This is a genomic window from Priestia sp. AB (genome assembly GCF_028369225.1).
In the GTDB taxonomy this organism is placed as follows: domain Bacteria; phylum Bacillota; class Bacilli; order Bacillales; family Bacillaceae_H; genus Priestia; species Priestia megaterium.
Genome location: NZ_JAQMYN010000001.1, coordinates 71,508 through 90,263, shown reverse-complemented (window position 1 = coordinate 90,263; position 18,756 = coordinate 71,508). Strand labels below are relative to the sequence as shown.

Annotated in this window: 16 protein-coding genes and 1 other annotated feature (1 of these 17 cut by a window edge); of the genes, 4 read left to right on the top strand and 12 right to left on the bottom strand. The window is 39.0% G+C overall.

Annotated features, from left to right (window positions below; genetic code table 11):
* Positions 1–99: a binding site (T-box leader), on the bottom strand (it extends 112 nt beyond the left edge of the window).
* A gap of 139 nt (positions 100–238) precedes the next feature.
* Complete coding sequence (gene acsA / locus POF52_RS00450; RefSeq protein WP_047931062.1) at positions 239–1,954, bottom strand: acetate--CoA ligase; 1,716 nt, start codon at positions 1,952–1,954, stop codon at positions 239–241.
* Between the two features lie 284 nt (positions 1,955–2,238).
* On the opposite strand from acsA, the gene POF52_RS00445 reads away from it, so the two are divergent.
* From POF52_RS00445 to POF52_RS00435, 3 genes are read left to right on the top strand one after another with little or no spacing between them, the layout of a single operon-like run.
* On the top strand, positions 2,239–2,871 hold the full coding sequence (locus POF52_RS00445; RefSeq protein ID WP_271989078.1) for an N-acetyltransferase: 633 nt from the start codon (positions 2,239–2,241) through the stop codon (positions 2,869–2,871).
* 30 nt (positions 2,872–2,901) lie between these two features.
* A complete protein-coding gene (locus POF52_RS00440; protein ID WP_176583575.1) occupies positions 2,902–3,543 on the top strand; it encodes an acetoin utilization AcuB family protein in 642 nt (213 codons plus the stop codon).
* Positions 3,543–4,706: an acetoin utilization protein AcuC gene (locus POF52_RS00435; protein WP_013085226.1), complete on the top strand. Its 1,164-nt coding sequence runs from the start codon at positions 3,543–3,545 to the stop codon at positions 4,704–4,706. The genes POF52_RS00440 and POF52_RS00435 overlap by 1 nt, the downstream gene beginning before the upstream one ends.
* A gap of 29 nt (positions 4,707–4,735) precedes the next feature.
* On the opposite strand, the gene motS is transcribed toward POF52_RS00435, so the two are convergent.
* From motS to POF52_RS00400, 7 genes are all read right to left on the bottom strand, one after another.
* Entirely contained in the window at positions 4,736–5,392 is a 657-nt protein-coding gene (gene motS / locus POF52_RS00430) for a flagellar motor protein MotS (RefSeq protein WP_080514746.1), read from the bottom strand.
* Positions 5,382–6,185: a flagellar motor protein MotP gene (gene motP, locus POF52_RS00425; protein WP_176583576.1), complete on the bottom strand. Its 804-nt coding sequence runs from the start codon at positions 6,183–6,185 to the stop codon at positions 5,382–5,384. Before motP ends, motS begins: the two co-directional genes overlap by 11 nt.
* Positions 6,186–6,238: 53 nt before the next feature.
* On the bottom strand, positions 6,239–7,237 hold the full coding sequence (ccpA, locus tag POF52_RS00420; RefSeq protein WP_013059493.1) for a catabolite control protein A: 999 nt from the start codon (positions 7,235–7,237) through the stop codon (positions 6,239–6,241).
* Positions 7,238–7,795: 558 nt separating this feature from the next.
* Positions 7,796–8,872, bottom strand: a complete 1,077-nt coding sequence (locus tag POF52_RS00415; RefSeq protein WP_271989070.1) for a bifunctional 3-deoxy-7-phosphoheptulonate synthase/chorismate mutase — start codon at positions 8,870–8,872, stop codon at positions 7,796–7,798.
* Between the two features lie 328 nt (positions 8,873–9,200).
* The gene (ytxJ, locus tag POF52_RS00410; RefSeq protein WP_013059495.1) at positions 9,201–9,524 is read right to left on the bottom strand and encodes a bacillithiol system redox-active protein YtxJ; all 324 of its coding nucleotides are present in this window, start codon (positions 9,522–9,524) and stop codon (positions 9,201–9,203) included.
* 213 nt (positions 9,525–9,737) lie between these two features.
* Positions 9,738–10,193 (bottom strand): YtxH domain-containing protein, encoded by a 456-nt coding sequence (locus tag POF52_RS00405; RefSeq protein ID WP_271989065.1) that lies wholly within the window; start codon positions 10,191–10,193, stop codon positions 9,738–9,740.
* A gap of 27 nt (positions 10,194–10,220) precedes the next feature.
* Positions 10,221–10,706 carry a DUF948 domain-containing protein gene (locus POF52_RS00400; protein ID WP_013085231.1) on the bottom strand — a complete coding sequence of 162 codons (486 nt, stop codon included), beginning with the start codon at positions 10,704–10,706 and terminating at the stop codon, positions 10,221–10,223.
* Between the two features lie 281 nt (positions 10,707–10,987).
* Between POF52_RS00400 and POF52_RS00395 the strand changes: the two genes are divergently transcribed.
* Complete coding sequence (locus POF52_RS00395; RefSeq protein ID WP_271989063.1) at positions 10,988–12,103, top strand: aminopeptidase; 1,116 nt, start codon at positions 10,988–10,990, stop codon at positions 12,101–12,103.
* A gap of 40 nt (positions 12,104–12,143) precedes the next feature.
* Here POF52_RS00395 and murC read toward each other — a convergent pair whose 3' ends face one another.
* The 4 genes from murC to ytpR all read right to left on the bottom strand — a co-directional run bounded on the left by murC (position 12,144) and on the right by ytpR (position 18,756).
* On the bottom strand, positions 12,144–13,445 hold the full coding sequence (gene murC, locus POF52_RS00390) for a UDP-N-acetylmuramate--L-alanine ligase (protein ID WP_013059499.1): 1,302 nt from the start codon (positions 13,443–13,445) through the stop codon (positions 12,144–12,146).
* A gap of 185 nt (positions 13,446–13,630) precedes the next feature.
* A complete protein-coding gene (locus tag POF52_RS00385; RefSeq protein WP_013059500.1) occupies positions 13,631–14,284 on the bottom strand; it encodes a hypothetical protein in 654 nt (217 codons plus the stop codon).
* Between the two features lie 338 nt (positions 14,285–14,622).
* Positions 14,623–17,721 carry a DNA translocase FtsK gene (locus tag POF52_RS00380; RefSeq protein ID WP_271989060.1) on the bottom strand — a complete coding sequence of 1,033 codons (3,099 nt, stop codon included), beginning with the start codon at positions 17,719–17,721 and terminating at the stop codon, positions 14,623–14,625.
* Positions 17,722–18,150: 429 nt separating this feature from the next.
* Positions 18,151–18,756, bottom strand: a complete 606-nt coding sequence (gene ytpR / locus POF52_RS00375) for a YtpR family tRNA-binding protein (RefSeq protein WP_271989059.1) — start codon at positions 18,754–18,756, stop codon at positions 18,151–18,153.

Here is an 18,756-nt window from a genome sequence, read left to right as displayed (position 1 = left end):
AAGGACGTATTTCATATTTGTCTATGTACTGATTTTCAGCAACCATCAGCTCTCTTAAACAGGGAGACAAGTATTACTTCTTCCTATCACTGCAGTTTATTTTATTTAAAAGTTTACACCCCACAATTATGAATGATTTTATTTTAAAATTCAAGTCCAAAAAAAAGTTCAAACAGCTGGCTGTTTGAACTTTATAAAAATCACTTATTTTCCCTACAAAGATTGAAACATTTACTCCTTAGTCTTCCATCGTTGACAAATCGCCCGTTGGCAAATCTAATTCCCACGCTTTTAAAACGCGACGCATAATTTTACCACTTCGTGTTTTAGGTAGCTTATCTTTAAACTCGATTTCACGCGGGGCTGCATGAGCAGCTAACCCTTTTTTCACAAATTGACGAATATCTTCAATCAGTTCATCTGAAGATTCATACCCATCTCTAAGTGCGATAAATGCTTTAATAATTTCCCCGCGCACAGGGTCAGGCTTACCAATAACACCCGCTTCTGCTACAGCAGGATGTTCAACAAGCTTACTTTCTACTTCAAATGGACCCACGCGTTCTCCTGCCGTCATAATAACATCATCGATTCGGCCTTGGAACCAAAAATAACCTTCTTCATCCATATACGCCGAATCACCTGATACGTACCAATCACCTGGCATAAAATATGACTCATACTTTTCTTTGTTGTTCCAAATCGTATGCATCATAGATGGCCAGCCTTTTTTAATTGCTAAGTTCCCCATTCGATAAGGTGGAAGCTCTTGCCCTTGATCGTCAACGATTGCTGCTTGTACGCCTGGAATTGGTTTCCCCATAGATCCTGGCTTAATTTTCATAGACGGATAATTACAAATCGTCTGACCACCAGTTTCAGTCATCCACCACGTATCATGAATACGTTTTTGGAACACCTTCATTCCCCAGCGTACCACTTCAGGATTTAACGGTTCTCCCACACTTAATACATGTCTGAGATTGCTTAAATCATAGCGTTTAACTAAGTCATCACCAGCACCCATTAGCATACGAAAAGCTGTAGGTGCACTGTACCAAACCGTTACGCCAAAATCTTCAAGTGCTTGATACCATGCATCTGGACTAAAGCGTCCTCCTACAATCACATTGGTTGCTCCAGCAAGCCAAGGACCAAAAATCCCATAGGAAGTCCCCGTTACCCAACCGGGATCTGCTGTACACCAATACACATCGTCATCTTTTAAGTCGAGTACCCACTTTGCAGTTTGATAGTGCTGAAGCATTGCGTTGTGAACATGAAGTACGCCTTTTGGTTTGCCAGTTGAACCTGATGTATAATGAAGCAGCATGCCATCTGTTCTATCTACCCACTCAATTTCCACCTCTTTATTCGCCGCTTCTAATCGCTTTAGAAAATCTAGTTGAATGCCTTCTTCTTCTACATTTTCCCCTACAAGGAGAATGTGTTTTAAAGCTGGCAAATCTTTCACCGGAACGCGGCTCAGCAGTTCAGGCGTTGTAATTAACACTTTTGCATCACTGTCTTGCAAACGATCTTTTACTGCACCTTCCATGAACGCTTCAAATAAAGGCCCAACAATAGCGCCAAGCTTCACCGCTCCTAACAATGCAAAATAAAGTTCCGGAGAGCGAGGCATAAAGATAAACACGCGATCTCCCTTCTCTACGTCTGCTTGTTTTAGCACGTTTGCGGCTTTATTTGACCATTCTTTCATTTCTTTGAATGTATATTTTTCATTGCGCTGCGCATCTCGATAATAAAGCGCAACTTTATTTTTACGCGTAGAGTTTGCGTGCTTATCAATTGCTTCATAAGCTGCATTTAATTTACCTGTTTCATGCCATGAAAATTCCTTCTCCACTTGTGACCAGTCAAAGGTTTGATACGTTTTATCATAGTCCTGTAAGTTGTATACCCCTTCAATTACAGGAAGCGCTTCCACCTTCATCACAAACTCCCCCTTATGTATAAAATTTACAAACCTATTATATAACAAAAATAGACTTTTCACAATTTTATAAAAATTATTTGTCGGAATTGGGATAATAGTCTCCCTTGTTATATGACAACCTTTGTTATAGAAGTGTCGAATTAACAAGAATCTCTTTTAATTTCCTATTCTATGTTTTTTAAAAAACTCCTTTTCTTTTATTTAATTTTTTGAAAACGCTTTAATACAGAGTTTTTTTTGTATTATAATACAGATAAGACTGCTTGAAGGTGGTGATTCATGTGAAACATTCCCAAACATACAATGTGAAAGAACTAAAAACAGCTGTTGGAGCAATTGTTATTGAAGGACCTGTCTCCTCACAGACCTTGCAACAACTTGATTTTCATGAGCAACTAACGGCCTTTCGTCCACCTGAACAGCAAAAAGAAGCATTGATCGAGATTGCCAACTTGCCTGAAGGTAGAATCATTATTGCTCGCCATCATCATACAATCATCGGTTACGTAACCTTTTTATATCCCGATCCTCTAGAACGATGGTCGGAAGGAAATATGGAGAATTTAATCGAATTAGGAGCTATAGAGGTAGCTGCTCCATTTCGCAGCTACGCTGTTGGTAAAAATTTGCTTATCGTATCTATGATGGATGATGCAATGGAAGATTATATTGTCATTACGACAGAATACTACTGGCATTGGGATTTAAAAGGAACAGGGCTAAATGTGTGGGATTACCGCAAAATTATGGAGAAAATGATGAATAAAGGCGGACTTACGTGGTTTGCCACAGATGATCCGGAAATTAGCTCCCACCCTGCTAATTGTTTGATGGTAAGAATCGGGAGCAGAGTCCCTCAAGAAAGCATGCAAGAATTTGATAGCCTGCGTTTTCGAAATCGCTTTATGTATTAAGCTGACCTTTAAGAAAAGGAGCCATGTCTGATGATTGTTGAAGAAATGATGAAAACCGATCTCGTTACCTTAACCCCCGACCATACGATTGCTGAAGCTATGAAACTTTTAGATACACATAAGATTAGACATATTCCTATCGTTAATGACCTTCATCACGTAGTTGGCATCATTTCTGATCGAGACGTAAGAGATGCAAGTCCATCTATTTTAGATAATACTTATACGTCTGCTCTTCTATCCGAGCCCGTGCAGATGATTATGCAAACAGAAGTCATTACAGCTCACCCTCTTGATTTTGTTGAAGAAATTGCAAGTATTTTTTATGAACATCAAATCGGTTGTATTCCCGTCACAAAAAACAAGCGGTTAGTAGGAGTTGTTACCGAAAGAGATCTATTACATACGTTTATTCAGCTTACCGGTACCAATAAACCAGGTTCACAAATTGAAATAAAAGTAGAAAACAAGGCTGGCGTGCTCGCTGAAGTTACATCCCTTTTTGGTTCAACGAGAACAAACATCTTAAGCGTACTTGTCTACCCTGATGTAGATGAACGATATAAAATCCTTGTGCTTCGCATTCAAGCTATTAATCCATTAATTAGTATAAATACATTAAAAGAAAACGGCTATGAGGTGCTATGGCCTAAATTACCGGAGATGACGTAATGACTAGTAATGCTGTATTTATTTATTCAGATGATATTCTTTCGTACAAATTCAGCAATAATCATCCGTTTAACCAGCTTCGTGTTCAACTAACATATGAACTGTTACGGGAATTTGGCGCTTTAGGCAATCAAGATATTGTATTACCGCGGATGGCATCTGATGAAGAACTTCAGCTTGTCCATGATACTAGCTATATTCAAGCGGTAAAATTAGCAGGAAGCGGCGAGCTTTCTGTTGAAAAAGCAGCAGATTTTGGTCTTGGAACAGAAGATACACCTATGTTTCCCAACATGCATGAAGCCAGTGCATTTTTAGTTGGAGGTACACTTACTGCTGTAGATTATGTGATGACTGGAAAAGCTAAGCATGCTCTAAATTTAGGAGGAGGATTGCACCACGGCTTTCGAGGAAAAGCTTCCGGCTTCTGTATTTATAACGATAGCGCGGTAGCCATCAAATATATGCAGCAAAAGTACAACGCGCGCGTTCTCTATGTCGATACAGATGCTCACCACGGTGACGGCGTTCAATGGACATTTTATGACGACCCTTCCGTTTGTACTCTTTCCATTCATGAAACGGGACGCTACTTGTTTCCAGGTACGGGAAACGTTAACGAACGCGGGCACAGTGAAGGCTATGGTTATTCATTTAATGTGCCTGTTGATGCTTATACCGAAGATGAGTCTTGGCTCGACGTTTATAAGACCTCTTTAAAAGAAGTAGCTGCTTTTTTTAAACCAGATGTTATCTTGACACAAAATGGAGCCGATTCTCATTATTACGATCCGCTAACCCATTTATGCGGCACCACGAAAATATACCGTGAAATTCCTAAAATTGCTCATGAAATTGCCCATGAATACTGTCAGGGAAGATGGATTGCGGTTGGCGGAGGAGGTTATGATATTTGGCGGGTGGTTCCTCGGGCTTGGTCATTCATTTGGCTTGAAATGATTGAACGAAAGGCAGAAGGCATGCTTCCTCTGTCATGGCTTGAAAAATGGACAAAAGTATCGCCTCATCCCGTTTGCACGCTGTGGGATGATGAACCTAATATCTATCAGCCAATTCCAAGAAAACCAGAAATAACAGAAAAAAACGCTCAAACTCTTGAGCGCGCTCTTTATCCTATTCGTTCTCATACATCTCATTCTTAAAAAAAGGCTATACAAGCGTATGGCCTTTTTCACTGTGCTTCGGGATCTGAAATAATAATTTCGACGCGTCTATTTTTTTGTAGATTGTCATTAGACGTGTTCGGAACAAGCGGCTTTGTATCTCCATATCCAAGTGCTTCAAAGCGGTTAGCAGAAAGAGAAAAATGGTTCGTTAAATAACGTATGACGCCGCTAGCACGCGCTGCTGATAGTTCCCAATTAGATGGATAACGATAGGTGTGAATGGGTCGATTGTCGGTATGACCTTCTACTTTAATATCATTTGGAATAGTACTGAATAACCTTCCTAATTCATCTAGAAAAGGAGTACCTTTTTTCAAAATGTCTGCTTGTCCTGTTTCAAACAGCACCTGTTCTTGTAAAATGAGCACCACTCCGCGTTCATCTCGCTTAGCAGTAATGACGTGCTGAAGCTTATTTTCCTTCAGGTAGCCCTGCACTTTCGCTAAAATGTTATCCAGCTTTTGAGACTGCTGGCTCTTTTCCACAGAAGCTAATGAGCCACCGCTTGTAAGCGAATTGACAACGGTCTGAAACTTTTGATTATCAACGCTAGACATTGAAAATAGTAAAATAAAAAAAACTAATATTAATGTCACCAAATCAGCAAATGTTACCATCCATTTTGGCGACTGTGCCGAATACCTTTTTCTTCTACGCTTCACGAACGTGTTCTCTCTTTTCTTCCAGCTTTCGTTTTTCAACAGGGGCAAATACTTTTAGCTTTGCTTGCACAAAGCGAGAATTTTGACCCGCTTGCAAGCCGATGACACCTTCAATAATCACTTCTTTAACAAAAAGCTCATGCTCCGTTTTACCAGCTAATTTAGCTGCGATTGGCTGAAAAAACAAGTTTGAAAGCAGCGCCCCGTAGAAAGTCGTTAAAAGAGCAATTGCCATGTTAGGGCCAAGCGACGAAGGAGTATTAAGGCTTTTTAGCATTAATACTAGTCCAACGAGTGTCCCAATCATTCCCCAAGCAGGGGCATAATCGCCTGCTTTTTCAAACATACTTCGACCTCTCGCATGCCTTTCTTCCACTGCAGCTATTTCTGCTTCAAGCAGCTCTCGAATCATTTCCGGTTCTACTCCATCAATAGCTAGCAAAATACCTTTTTTCACAAATGAATCATCGATTTGTTCAAGCTCTGCTTCTAACGATAGAAGTCCTTCTCGACGTGCTTTTTCCGATAAATGTACAAATGTTCCTACAATTTCTTCTACGTTTATTTCTTTCGATTGAAACGCTTGTTTCCCTACTCTTCCCATATTTTTTAATTGTTTTAACGGAAAGCTCACGCACAGCGTACCAAAAATGCCTCCCAGTACAATTAAAATCGATGGCACATCAATAAAAGCTAAAAAACCGCTCATTCCTCCACTTGAAATAACCCCAAACACAACCATAGAGATACCAATTAGTATCCCTATAGGTGTGAGCATATCAATTTTTTTCATATTCTATCTCCCCGTGTCTGAACTTTGGATTCGTTCTTATTCATTCACAGGTATTATTTTGTTGATTGTCTGAACTCGATGCGGTGAGGAAGCTGTACGATGCTGCTGTCTACCGTTTCTTTGTTCATGTATTTCGTTAAGAGACGCATCGCTACTGCACCAATATCATACATTGGCTGTACAACAGATGTTAACTGAGGACGAACCATTGTTGAAAGTCTTGTGTTATCAAAACCGATAACTTCTAGATCGTTTGGTACATTCAACCCGCGGTCTTGTGCCCCGTGAATAACGCCTAATGCCATTTCATCCGTTCCAACGAAAATAGCAGTTGGTTTTTCATCTTCTTCTAATAGTTTTTCAACCGCTTCAATACCTGAATCGTACGTGTAGTCTCCTTCTACAATATAAGAATCACGTACAGGCAATCCGCTTTCAGTAAGAGCACGCTTGTACCCTTTTACTTTTTTCGCATGATTGATCGGTTCTTCTAACGTACCTGAAACGAATGCAATATTTTTATGACCGCTGTCAATTAGTGATTGCACTGCATCAAAAGCTGCTTGTTCATAATCAATAGTGACAGATGGGATTTGGTTAGTTGATTCGATTGATGCTGCAAGGACAACTGGAACCGGTGATTTTTTTAGCTCTTCTACGTGTTCTTCCGTTACATTCCCACTCATGAAGATGATTCCGTCTACTTGTTTACCAAGCATGTTATTTAAAAGGTGAAGTTCTTTATCTTGATTTTGATCGGAGTTACTTAAGATGATATTATATTTGTACATTGTTGCAATATCTTCGATTCCACGCGCTAACTCTGCATAGAAAATATTTGAAATATCAGGAATGATAACTCCTACTGTCGTTGTTTTTTTACTTGCTAATCCACGCGCTACTGCGTTCGGACGATAGCCTAGTCTTTCAATTGTTTCTAATACTTTTTTTCTAGTTGATGGTTTTACATTTGGATTTCCGTTTACCACACGAGAAACCGTTGCCATCGACACGCTTGCTTCCCTTGCTACATCATAAATTGTTACGTTCACAACAAACACTCCTTATCGAAAAACATTTCGTTTATTTTATCCTTATTTCATTTCTTGTATTTACGTATATAAATCCATCTTCCTTTATAGAATGGCTATTTCTAGCTCCTTCACTCTTACATACAGCTTAGATACCCTGTATGCATCTAAATCATTCCTGTTATGCCCTTATTATTACGTGGCAAAGACAATTTTACCAGTTTATATGTAACAATGTAAAAGACGGTGTATATTAAGTAAATAAAAAAAGTGAATCGCGAATTTATATCATATGCAATCACAGAATGATAGCGAATATCTGTAACTACTATACGATACTATGTGCTTCATCGCAACGTATTTACCGCCTTTTTCCGACAAGTTTCACGAGAATTTCATAAATTCTTGTTTTTTGGATTTGCACTTATTCTTTCCTATTTTGACAAAAGTTATCGACTGTTTTCAAAATACGTGATAATTTCGCTTATCTTTATTATAACGAAAGGCAAACAAGCTTGAAACCATTAAGTGCCTCAAACTTGTCATAAAAGTATACGAATTTTTCATTTTTACGTTTTTTTATAAATTCAAGTTACATATAGGTTTTAGCTGCTTCATAAATTCTGTAAATTGCGGGATATCCATTTGCTGAGCTGAATCAGAAAGTGCTACCGCAGGATCTGGATGAACTTCTGCCATAATTCCATCTGCACCGATGGCAAGAGCTGCTTTAGCCGTTGGAACAAGTAAATCTCGTCTTCCCGTTGAATGGGTGACGTCGACTAAAACAGGTAAATGAGTTTCTTGTTTTAAAATGGGAACAGCTGAAATATCCAGCGTATTTCGCGTTGCTCGCTCATACGTACGAATTCCTCGTTCACACAAAATCAGCTGATCATTTCCTTTTGACACAATGTATTCAGCAGCATTAATAAACTCATCAATCGTAGCGGCTAAGCCTCTCTTTAATAAGACAGGCTTCTTCACCGCACCCGCTTCTTTTAACAGCTCAAAATTTTGCATATTACGAGCACCAATCTGAATCACATCTACGTATTCTACAGCTGTTTCAATATCAGCGGGGTCGACAATCTCACTAATAACGGCTAAATCGTATTCGTCAGCTACTCTTTTTAAAATTTGCAATCCTTCTAAGCCAAGGCCTTGAAAATCATAAGGAGATGTTCTTGGCTTGTAGGCTCCGCCTCTAAGCATCGGCACACCCTGCTGCTTCACGACTTTTGCTACGGCTGATACTTGCTCATAGCTTTCAACGGAACAAGGTCCTGCTACAAAACGCTGAAGTCCGTCACCAATTGTTTCTCCTTTTACCGTAACAATTGTATTTTCCGGCTTCTTTTTACGGGATACAAGAAGTGCTTTACGATGATCATCTTCTTGAAGCTCTAAATGAGCTTTGAAAATCTCTTTGAAAATATGTTGAAGCGTAGACGTTTGAAACGGTCCTTCATTCTTGCTTAAAATCGCATCAAGCATTGCTCGTTCACGAACGGGATCAAACCGTTTGGTTGACTGCATGCCTTTTAACTTTCCTATTTCTTGAACAAGCTCGCCTCGCTCATTAATAAGCTTTAACAGTTTCATATTTACTTCGTCAATTTGAGATCGCAAATGCTGAAGATTTGAATTCGTCATGTACGTCCACCCTTTCACTGATTTTAAAAAATCCGTTTAGCAGGGTTACTACATAAGATGATAGATGATGAAGGATATATGTAAGGGGCTTCTCTGCTTTTATGTGCTAAACTACATCTATTGTACGAAAAAGCGGATGAAACCGCAATCAGCTTATAAAAAAAAGAAGTTGAGGCATAGCTAAGCCGCTCCAATCTAAAGGCGAAAAAATGGGATAAACAATCTATTATGGATTGCTTGTCATACAGTAAACCTACGTTCACCCTTTCAATGAAAAAATCCGAACGATTAATGTTCGGATTTTTCTTTTACTAAAATACTTTTTCGGTTAGTGAGCTACGTTTTTCGCTAATTCGTCTTCGTTAATGTTCCAGTGAGAAGCATGCCACTTCACTTTTCCATCTTCAAACAGAAGCGCTTGAGGTGATTCATGCTTCACTTCATACGTCTCAGCGATATAGTTAGATACATCACGTGAATCTTGAACATGAAGATAATAAGAAGGAATGTCTTCATGACTAGAAGCAAATGCTGAAAATGCCTCATGACCAGCTGCACTAATTGGACACGTTGTACTGTGTTTTAAAAATAAAAAGCGATTGTTTTCCTTTACAACTTGTTCGAACTCTTCAACTGTTGAAATTTTTTTCATTTTTTTCACCCTTTCTATACTTACTCTTAAGTTTACATGGTTTGAGCGTTTCCATACAAAAAGAGTGCTCAGCTTTATGTATGATGCTCATAAATTCATTTATAAGGTGGGGTTTTTTTCTGCAATGAAACGATTATTTACTTGTTGTTATCCAACCTAAATTATATACAAAAAAAGCGTTCACCCTATACGGTAAACGCTTTTGATTCTTTATTATGGTCGTGGCACTGTGCTTTCCACTTCATCTAGTGCTTTTTGAGCTTCTGTTAGCTTTTGCTGAACGTCTTCGTTGCTTTGAGACTCAACTTCATCAGCAAGCACTTCTAAGCTTGTTGGCGGTAATGCTTCGTGTTCAGGATCTACTTTACGGAAGTTTTTCACCTTGCCCACTACTTGTGAAGATTGCTCAGACAGTGTTTGTGATAAACCAGCTGTTTTTTCTTTAGCCGTTTGAGCAAACCCTTGTCCTTTTTCAACAGCGCTGTTTTTCGCTTGCTCTGTTTTTAAACGAACGTAAGCTGCCTGCTCATTTAAATCAGAACGGAACTCTTTACCTGATTTTGGAGCAAGTAGTAATGCCGTTGCAGCTCCTACAACTCCTCCAATCACTGTTCCTACTAAAAAGCCTTTATTTGAAGTGTTGTTTGGTTTATTTGGTTTGTTTGACATATGCGTCTCCTCCTTTAAAGTTCATCCTTATGAAAATGAGCGTGAGCGTTGAACCGCTTTTTCTTTTACTTCAACAGGTACAGGCTCTGCTTCAACTTTTTTCTGTTTTCTTAATTTTATACGTTCCCATACGTCTAATGCAACATTGCTCCATTGAACAACTTGAGCAACAGTTTCTTTATTTTCTTCTACTTTCTCTGAAACGCTTGATGATACGCTTTTAATAGACTTATTTAGGTCTTGGATTGAGTCACCTACGCCTTTAACAGAATCCACCACTGTGTTCAGCGCTTCGGATTTACGCTGAATATCTTCAGCTAACAGATTAGTCTTATGTAAAAGTGCAGTTGTTTCAGCTGTGATTCCTGTCATTTGCTTTTCTACACCGTCTAAAGTACCTGCCACTGAATTTAATGTGTGCTGAACGGATTTCAATGTTTTGGACACGGAAACCACCAGATAAAAAATCGCAATGGCAACAATAGCAGCGCTTAAATAAAGAATAATAACCATCTGTGCAAGGCACCTCCTATTTTCTTCTCTCTTGTTATAACTACTTTCCCAATTTTATAAACAATTAAACCTTCTATTCCCTATAGACTCTTTAACTTTACCATATTCTCTCTGCTTTTATTCAGAAAAAGGGAAGATTGTACATTATTTCGCGATATATGAGTTATTTCCCTTCCTAAAGAAAAAAAGGATTTTAAAGCATAAAAACAAACAAAATAAGCTCAGTGGGGTACAATAGAAAGTGAATCACCAATCATTGCTATTTTAAGGAGGCACTATTTATGAAAGACCCTAGGATTGCGACATTAGCTAAAAATTTAATTAATTATTCTGTTCGCCTTCAAAAAGGAGAAAAAGTATTAATCGAAAACTTTGGACTTCAGCGCGAACTTGTGACAGCACTTGTAGATGAAGCGTACAAGGCGGGTGGTTATCCATTTGTACTGCTAAAAGATCATTCTGTAGACCGCGCTCTTTTAAACGGTGCACAAGAAGAGCAGTTCAATATGATGGCAGACTTCGAAGCAAATGTGATGAAAGAAATGAATGCTTATATTGGCTTGCGTTCTGGTTCAAACATTTTTGAACAATCAGATGTTCCGGCAGAGAAAATGAAAATCCAAGGCAATACGATCGGTAAAAAAGTACATAGAGAAATTCGCGTTCCAAAAACAAAATGGGTTGTTCTTCGCTATCCAAACGATTCAATGGCGCAGCTTGCTAAAATGAGTACAGAAGCATTTGAAGATTTTTATTTTGATGTATGTAACTTAGACTATGGCAAAATGAGCAAAGCGATGGATGCTTTGGTTGAGCTCATGAACCGTACGGACAAAGTGCGTTTAACAGGTGAGAATACAGACTTAACGTTCTCTATTAAAGATATTCCTGCAGTGAAGTGTGCCGGGGAAATGAATATTCCGGACGGTGAAGTATACACGGCTCCTGTACGTGATTCTGTAAACGGAACAATTTCTTACAACACTCCTTCTAACTATCAAGGCTTTACGTTTGAGAATGTATCCTTAACATTTAAAAACGGTAAGATTGTTGAAGCAACCGCTAATGATACAGAACGCATCAACGGTATTTTTGATACGGATGAAGGCGCACGTTTTGTTGGCGAATTTGCGATTGGCGTAAATCCATATATTCAACATCCAATGCAAGACATCTTATTTGATGAAAAAATTGACGGAAGTTTCCACTTCACTCCTGGCGAGTGCTACGAAGATGCGTATAATGGAAACAAGTCAAATATTCACTGGGATATGGTGATGATTCAGCGCCCAGAATACGGCGGCGGTGAGATTTATTTCGATGACGTGTTAATTCGTAAAGACGGGTTATTTGTCATTGAGGAATTAAAAGCGTTAAATCCTGAAAATTTAAAATGAGTTTTGAAATAAAAAAGGCACTCTCCTGAGTGCCTTTTTTTTATGATACGGTTTGCTGATATAGTTTTTCAAACTTTTGAATGTCTCCAGCACCCATAAATACTAATACAGCTTCATTATGGTCTTTTAACGATTCAATTGTTTCTTCATTAATTAATTCAGCTCCGCTGATTTTGCTTCGTAAATCTTCAATTGATAACTTACCTTGATGCTCACGAGCTGATCCAAAAATATCACATAGATATACTTTATCAGCGTGCTGTAAGCTTGCTGCAAAGTCCTCTAAGAACGTTTGTGTACGCGTAAAAGTATGCGGTTGGAAAACAGCCACAACTTCACGGTTTGGATACTTTTGACGAGCAGCTGAAATCGTTGCATTAATTTCCGTTGGATGGTGTGCATAATCATCAATTAGCACTTGTTTGCCAACATTCTTTTCACTGAAACGACGTTTTACACCTTGATATGTTTTAAAACGCTCTTGCAGCACAGCAACGTCAATTTCTTCATAATGACAAAGTGCAATAACAGAAAGTGCATTTAAGATGTTATGGTCGCCATACCCTGGAATTTCAAATGATGCGTGGAATGTATTACGAACGAACACATCAAATGTTGTGCCTGTTGTGCTTTTTACGATATTACGTGCTTGGAAATCATTTTCTTCGCCTAATCCGTAATAAAGAACAGGTACCTTCGCTTGAATTTGCTGCAGATGTTCATCATCACCACAGGCAATAATTCCTTTTTTGACTTGAAGTGCCATCTCTTGGAACGCGCTGAATACATCGTCGATATTGGCAAAATAATCAGGGTGATCAAAATCAATATTCGTCATAATTGCATAGTCTGGCGTATAAGATAAGAAGTGGCGGCGATACTCACATGCCTCAAACGCAAAATACTTGCTGTCTTTTACACCTTTACCCGTGCCGTCTCCAATTAAATATGAGGTAGGTTCAGCTCCTTGAATCACATGCGCTAACATACCCGTTGTGGATGTTTTCCCGTGTGCTCCTGTTACGGCTACACTCGTATACTGTTTCATAAAGTCACCTAAGAAACGGTGATAGCGTACAAGCTTGACTCCTTCTTTTGAAGCTGCTTCTGCAATTTCTTCATGCGTATCAGGAAAAGCATTTCCTGCAATTACAGTCATGCCGTCTTTAATATTATTTTTATCAAATGGTAAAACAGGAATTCCCTGCTGTTCTAGTGCTTTTTGCGTAAAAATTTCTTTTTCAATATCCGATCCTTGAACTTGAAAGCCCATATCGTTTAGGATTTGCGCAAGCGCACTCATTCCTGTTCCTTTAATACCTACAAAATGGTAAACTGTCATATAAAGAACCTCCAACATTCGTCTATCTGTAAGACAGTATATGACGGTTATCTAGAATTGCTCTTACAAACGTATATAAATGTCGTTTGATTGCTGATTTCACGATAACATCCGTACATTATATCACTTCTTATAACATAACTCCATGACTCCATTTCTACTCTCTTCCCTTGCGAAACGGCCTTTTATTTTGGCTTCATCACATAGTATATAGCCTGCTGTTTTAAAAACGAGCGCCATGTCATTGCATTTTTTTTGTCATTATATTGCGTTACTAACTGTTCAATGCGTTGTTTATGTCCTAAAAAGAAAGAGTCAATTAACACGTCATATCCGATTGATTTTATTTTTCGAATCCAAATTACTTGTTGTTCCTCTAAATTTGCAAATCTTCCTCTTACATCTTTGATGATAACCTGCTCATTTGTCAATGGGGTATATCCTTTTAAGAAAAAGGAATTAGGTACTTTAGACACAATAATTGGCTCTAGTACACTCGTCAAAAAAAAGGCTCCTTGAATCAAAAACGACTCTGTTTTCTGCTTCGCCTGATCAGCTAAAAAAAGCTGCAGCAGGGTTTTCCCCTGAATGGTTACATATTCAAATGCAAACCACTGAAAAAATAATTGTTCATGGGAATCAGACAGAGGCGCCTCATGAGGCAAGTTTACTAACTCTTTAAATAAATGTGAAGCCCGCACTTTTTCTCGTATATTCGTATAGCGGTTCACAAAAAAGAAATATTGATTGTAAAAGTCGCAAATAGCATTATCAGACTGAAGCTGCTTTTGTTCACGAATTTCATTAAAGTTAATCAGTTCATGATTTTCTTCTGTCATTACTCTTCACTCGTACTCTAATTATTTTAGTTTGTCCTCTTTATACGCCTTCAGCTCATATGTTTCTGCTGGTGAGAAATGATAGCAAACTATCACATGCTAAAAAAGCAACACACACATTATCCTTACATATAGTAAATCATTTTACTAGTTCTGACAAACCTTTTCCTTTTTTTCTTCATGGATTTCTTCCAAAATCTCTACTCAAATTCTGTATAAACGAACTTAAAGCAGAAAAAAAGAGGCGACGGATACAGTGACAGAGCGTTAACTCACACAATGCTGTATCCTGCTGATCTTGCATAGCCTCTTTTTTAACCTACATGTAGAAAAACAGCTTAAAATGTAGAAGTGGCTGTTTGACTTTCCATTTCCTGAAGCTCGTTTTCGGTAATGAGCACATCTCTCGGCTTGCTTCCTCTTGCTTCTGAAATAATTCCTTGCTGCTCCATCATATCAATTAGGCGCGCAGCGCGATTGTACCCCATTCTGAAGCGTCTTTGCAGACTGGAAGTAGATGCACCGCCTTGGTCTAGCACAAACTCGCATGCTTCATAGAAAAGCTCATCTTCTTCATTTGAAGCAAAGCTTTGCTGCTTTTTCAACAAATCTTCTTGATCAAATAGGTATGTTGGCTTCATTTGTTTTTTGACATGATCTACAACGCGGTCAATTTCTTCATCTGAAACAAAGTTCCCTTGAATTCGAACGCTTTTAGAAGAGCCGTTTTCAAGAAGCAGCATATCACCTTTACCTAGTAGCTTCTCTGCTCCCCCTGTGTCGATAATTGTACGTGAATCAACTTGCGAAGAAACAGAAAATGCAATACGCGTTGGCACATTCGCTTTAATTAAGCCTGTAATCACATCTACGGAAGGACGCTGCGTTGCAAGCAATAAGTGAATGCCACATGCTCTTGCCTTTTGTGCAATACGGCAAATAGCTTCCTCTACTTCCCCAGGAGATACCATCATTAAGTCGGCAAGTTCATCAATAATAATAACTAGATATGGGAGCTCCCCGCTTTTTTCATTATGTTCTTTTACACGTTCGTTGTATTTTGTAATATCACGTACGCCCGCATGTGCAAACAATTCATAACGGCGCTCCATTTCCTCTACTGCCCATTTTAAAGCTGTAGTAGCTGCTTTAGCATCCGTGATAACCGGGCTGACTAAATGCGGAATACCGTTGTAAGGAGCTAGCTCAACCATTTTAGGGTCAATTAACATAAGCTTGACTTCGTGCGGGGCAGCTTTATAAAGCAAGCTGACGATAATAGTATTAATACACACGCTTTTACCAGATCCTGTCGCTCCGGCAATCAAACCATGAGGCATTTTATTCAAGTCAGTCACAACCGGCGTTCCTGAAATATCTAACCCTAACGCCACGGTTAAAGGAGAGTTATCTTTTCTAAAAGAAGGATGCCTCAAAATTTCACGAATTAACACCGGCTTACTTTGACGATTTGGCACTTCAATTCCAATCGTATTTTTCCCTGGAATTGGCGCTTCAATTCGGATATCACGCGCGGCTAAGCTCAGTTTAATATCATCTGTTAAATTCGTAATTTTGTTCACTTTCACACCGGGTTCAGGATGTACTTCAAATCTGGTCACGGTAGGACCTTGCGTGACGTTTACGACCTTAGCTCGAACGTTAAAGTTTTTTAATGTCATATCCAAAAGCTCACGCTGCTCATCCGCCCATTGATTATCTTCTTCAATAGCAGCTGGAGGAATGTTAAGCAAGTTCATTCCAGGAAATGCATAAGGAGAAGAAGCCTTTACATTTACAGGTTCTTCAGCTTTTAACGAAGCCTGCGGAACTGCTTCTTTGTTTTTTTCACCGTGAACTTCTTCTTGCCTACTTACTTCCGTTTTTTTTTGCAGAGCTTCTGTCTCCTGCCTTTGGTATGAACCTTGAGACGGCTGACTTTTTTCTCGAGCGCTGTTATTCATCTTTGTGCGGTCTTTTTTCAGCATCATCACGTTAAAAGGCACTAATCGCTTACCGCGACCTCGTTCAGCATTTCCTGGCTGTTCTGCAGGTACAAGAGGTTCTACAGTTGACTCTTGCTGTACTTGTTCTTGTAACTCTTGACTTTCCTGCATACTGCTCTCTTCCTCTTTTATCACCGAATTTTCAAGTTCTTGGTGAACAACAGCCGATGCCGCTTCTGGTTGCCATTCATCAGCTGCGGATTGCGATGAATTTAAACTTTCAGAATTCAGCTCATGTTCTGCTTCCATATGAACACTGTTTGCTGGCTCTTCTAGAATGACGTCACTTTCCTTCTCAGCAGCTGGAGCTTCTTCTTTCTTTCTAGGCTTTAGTGCTTCTACTTCTTCTGCTGCTTGTAAAAACCCTGCGCTTCCGTCCATCAACGTTTCTACTTCTTCAGTCTCATTTCCTATCTCTTGTTGGAGAGAAACTGATGGTTCAGACGGACGCGTTTCCTCTGAAATTGGAACTTCTTCGGGCGCTGTCATACCTTTCGCTAAATCCCAGTCAAGAGTGCTCTCTTGTCCCACTAACGGTTCGACCGCGTGTGATTCTTCAAAAGTTGGCACCTCTTCTTGTTCTTTTACGGCTACTGAAGAACTTGGCTTTTCTTCAGGAAATGATAGCTTCTCTTTTTGATTTTCCTCATATTGCTTCCACTGAGCAAAACGCTGAGAAGACAGTTGCATCATTTCTTCTGTTTCTTGAATCGGTGCTTCTTCGGCTATAGGCTTAGAAACTGGTTTTCTTAACGGCTCTACAACAGCTGTATTCATCGCTCGCCGGTAAATTTCATCTTCAAACGCTGCTTTTGATAACTGTGTACTCGGAAGCTCATATTCTACTACTTCCTCACTTCCGTTTTGTCCAACATTAGAAGGCCGCTTATTAAACCCATAGACAGGTGAAGGAATTTCAGTCGGACGAAACGGACGTTTTCTTACTTGCGGAACCGCTTCTTTCTTTTCAGATACCGTTTTTAACGGCTGAGATACTGACTTAGGCTGTGTTAGCGCCGACTTGCGAACAGGCTCTTGATAAAACGGAGCCGGTGCCTTTTTTGTTACAGGCCTTGGTTCATTTTTAGGCGGTGCTGCCTTTTTTGCTTCTCCCGTATCATCAATTAAAGGAAAACGAAACGTTCCTTTTGGATATTGATAAGCTACTTTTGTATGAACATCTTGCTGTTCTTCACTGTAACTCCGCTTTTGCGTTCTGGCTGAGTGTGGAACAGAAGGTTTTGGCGCTGCTTTCATCACTGGCTTTTGATGAACTGACTGCATTTGTTTAGGCATAGGAGCCTTCTTTTTAGGAATTGTTTTTTCTCTATTTAAAGGGTATTCTTCCGTTGTATTTCCATGTTCGTCTACAACAATTTCTTTCACTTCGTATCCTAGTAAATAATCCATTACTTTTCGTACAAAACCCATTTTTATCACTCTTTCTATCAGACTATCTTACTTCGTTTAGCCTCTTATACCGCAGTGCTGCGATATCTACAAAAAGCTATCCATGCATCCTTTATTTACCTTTGGCCTCAAAGTATTCTCTGAGATGGATATATATACTATCTTTTCATTTATCATTCTATCACGTATGCTTGAACTCTTACTATAAAATCTACTATTTTGCTTCCCTTATTTATACAGTAAAATTCCTCTTTGCAAAAATATTTTTTTGCGTCTAGTTAGCACTCATAATTAAACGCGAAAAAAGCCACTAGTATATACTAGTGGCTTTTAATTTTATCAAACCTTTTTAAGAATTGACAATTGCTTTTCAGCAACTGTAACGCTTTGAAATATACGTGTAAAAAAACATCATGCTTTTGCCCTATAAATCAGTATCGCACTCTGCTTTTATGCTTGAAAAGGTTGACCTACTTCATATTTGTCTTCAAGTACTAGAATTCCTTTTTCTTGAGGAGCGTTCGGAAGCGCCAGCTCTTTAGCAGAGCAAATCATACCTGAAGAAGGCACACCGCGCAGCTCTGCATCTTTAATGATCATACCACTTGGCATAACCGCTCCTACTTTTGCTACCACGACTTTTTGACCTGCGTCTACATTTGGTGCTCCACACACAATTTGAAGTGTTTCTGTGCCAACATCTACTTTACAGATGTTCAGCTTATCTGCATTTGGATGCTTTTCTTTTTCTTGAACGTATCCCACTACAAATTTAGGAGATAAATCCACTTCAAGTTTACCTTCAAAACCGCTTTCGCTAAGTACACGATTTACTTCTTCGACCATTTCTTCTGTTAATTTAAGAGAACCATTTCCCTCTACTTTTAACTTAGAAGAAGCATGAAAGATGTTATAGCCAGCTGTTGTATTTAATTTTTGATCAAAGATACGCACAACGTCGCCTTTTGTTTCAAACGTGCGATTTTCAATTGCGATATCTTCTAGCTTGACGATTAATGTATCGCCGATACCTTCTTTATTATAAAAAAGATTCAT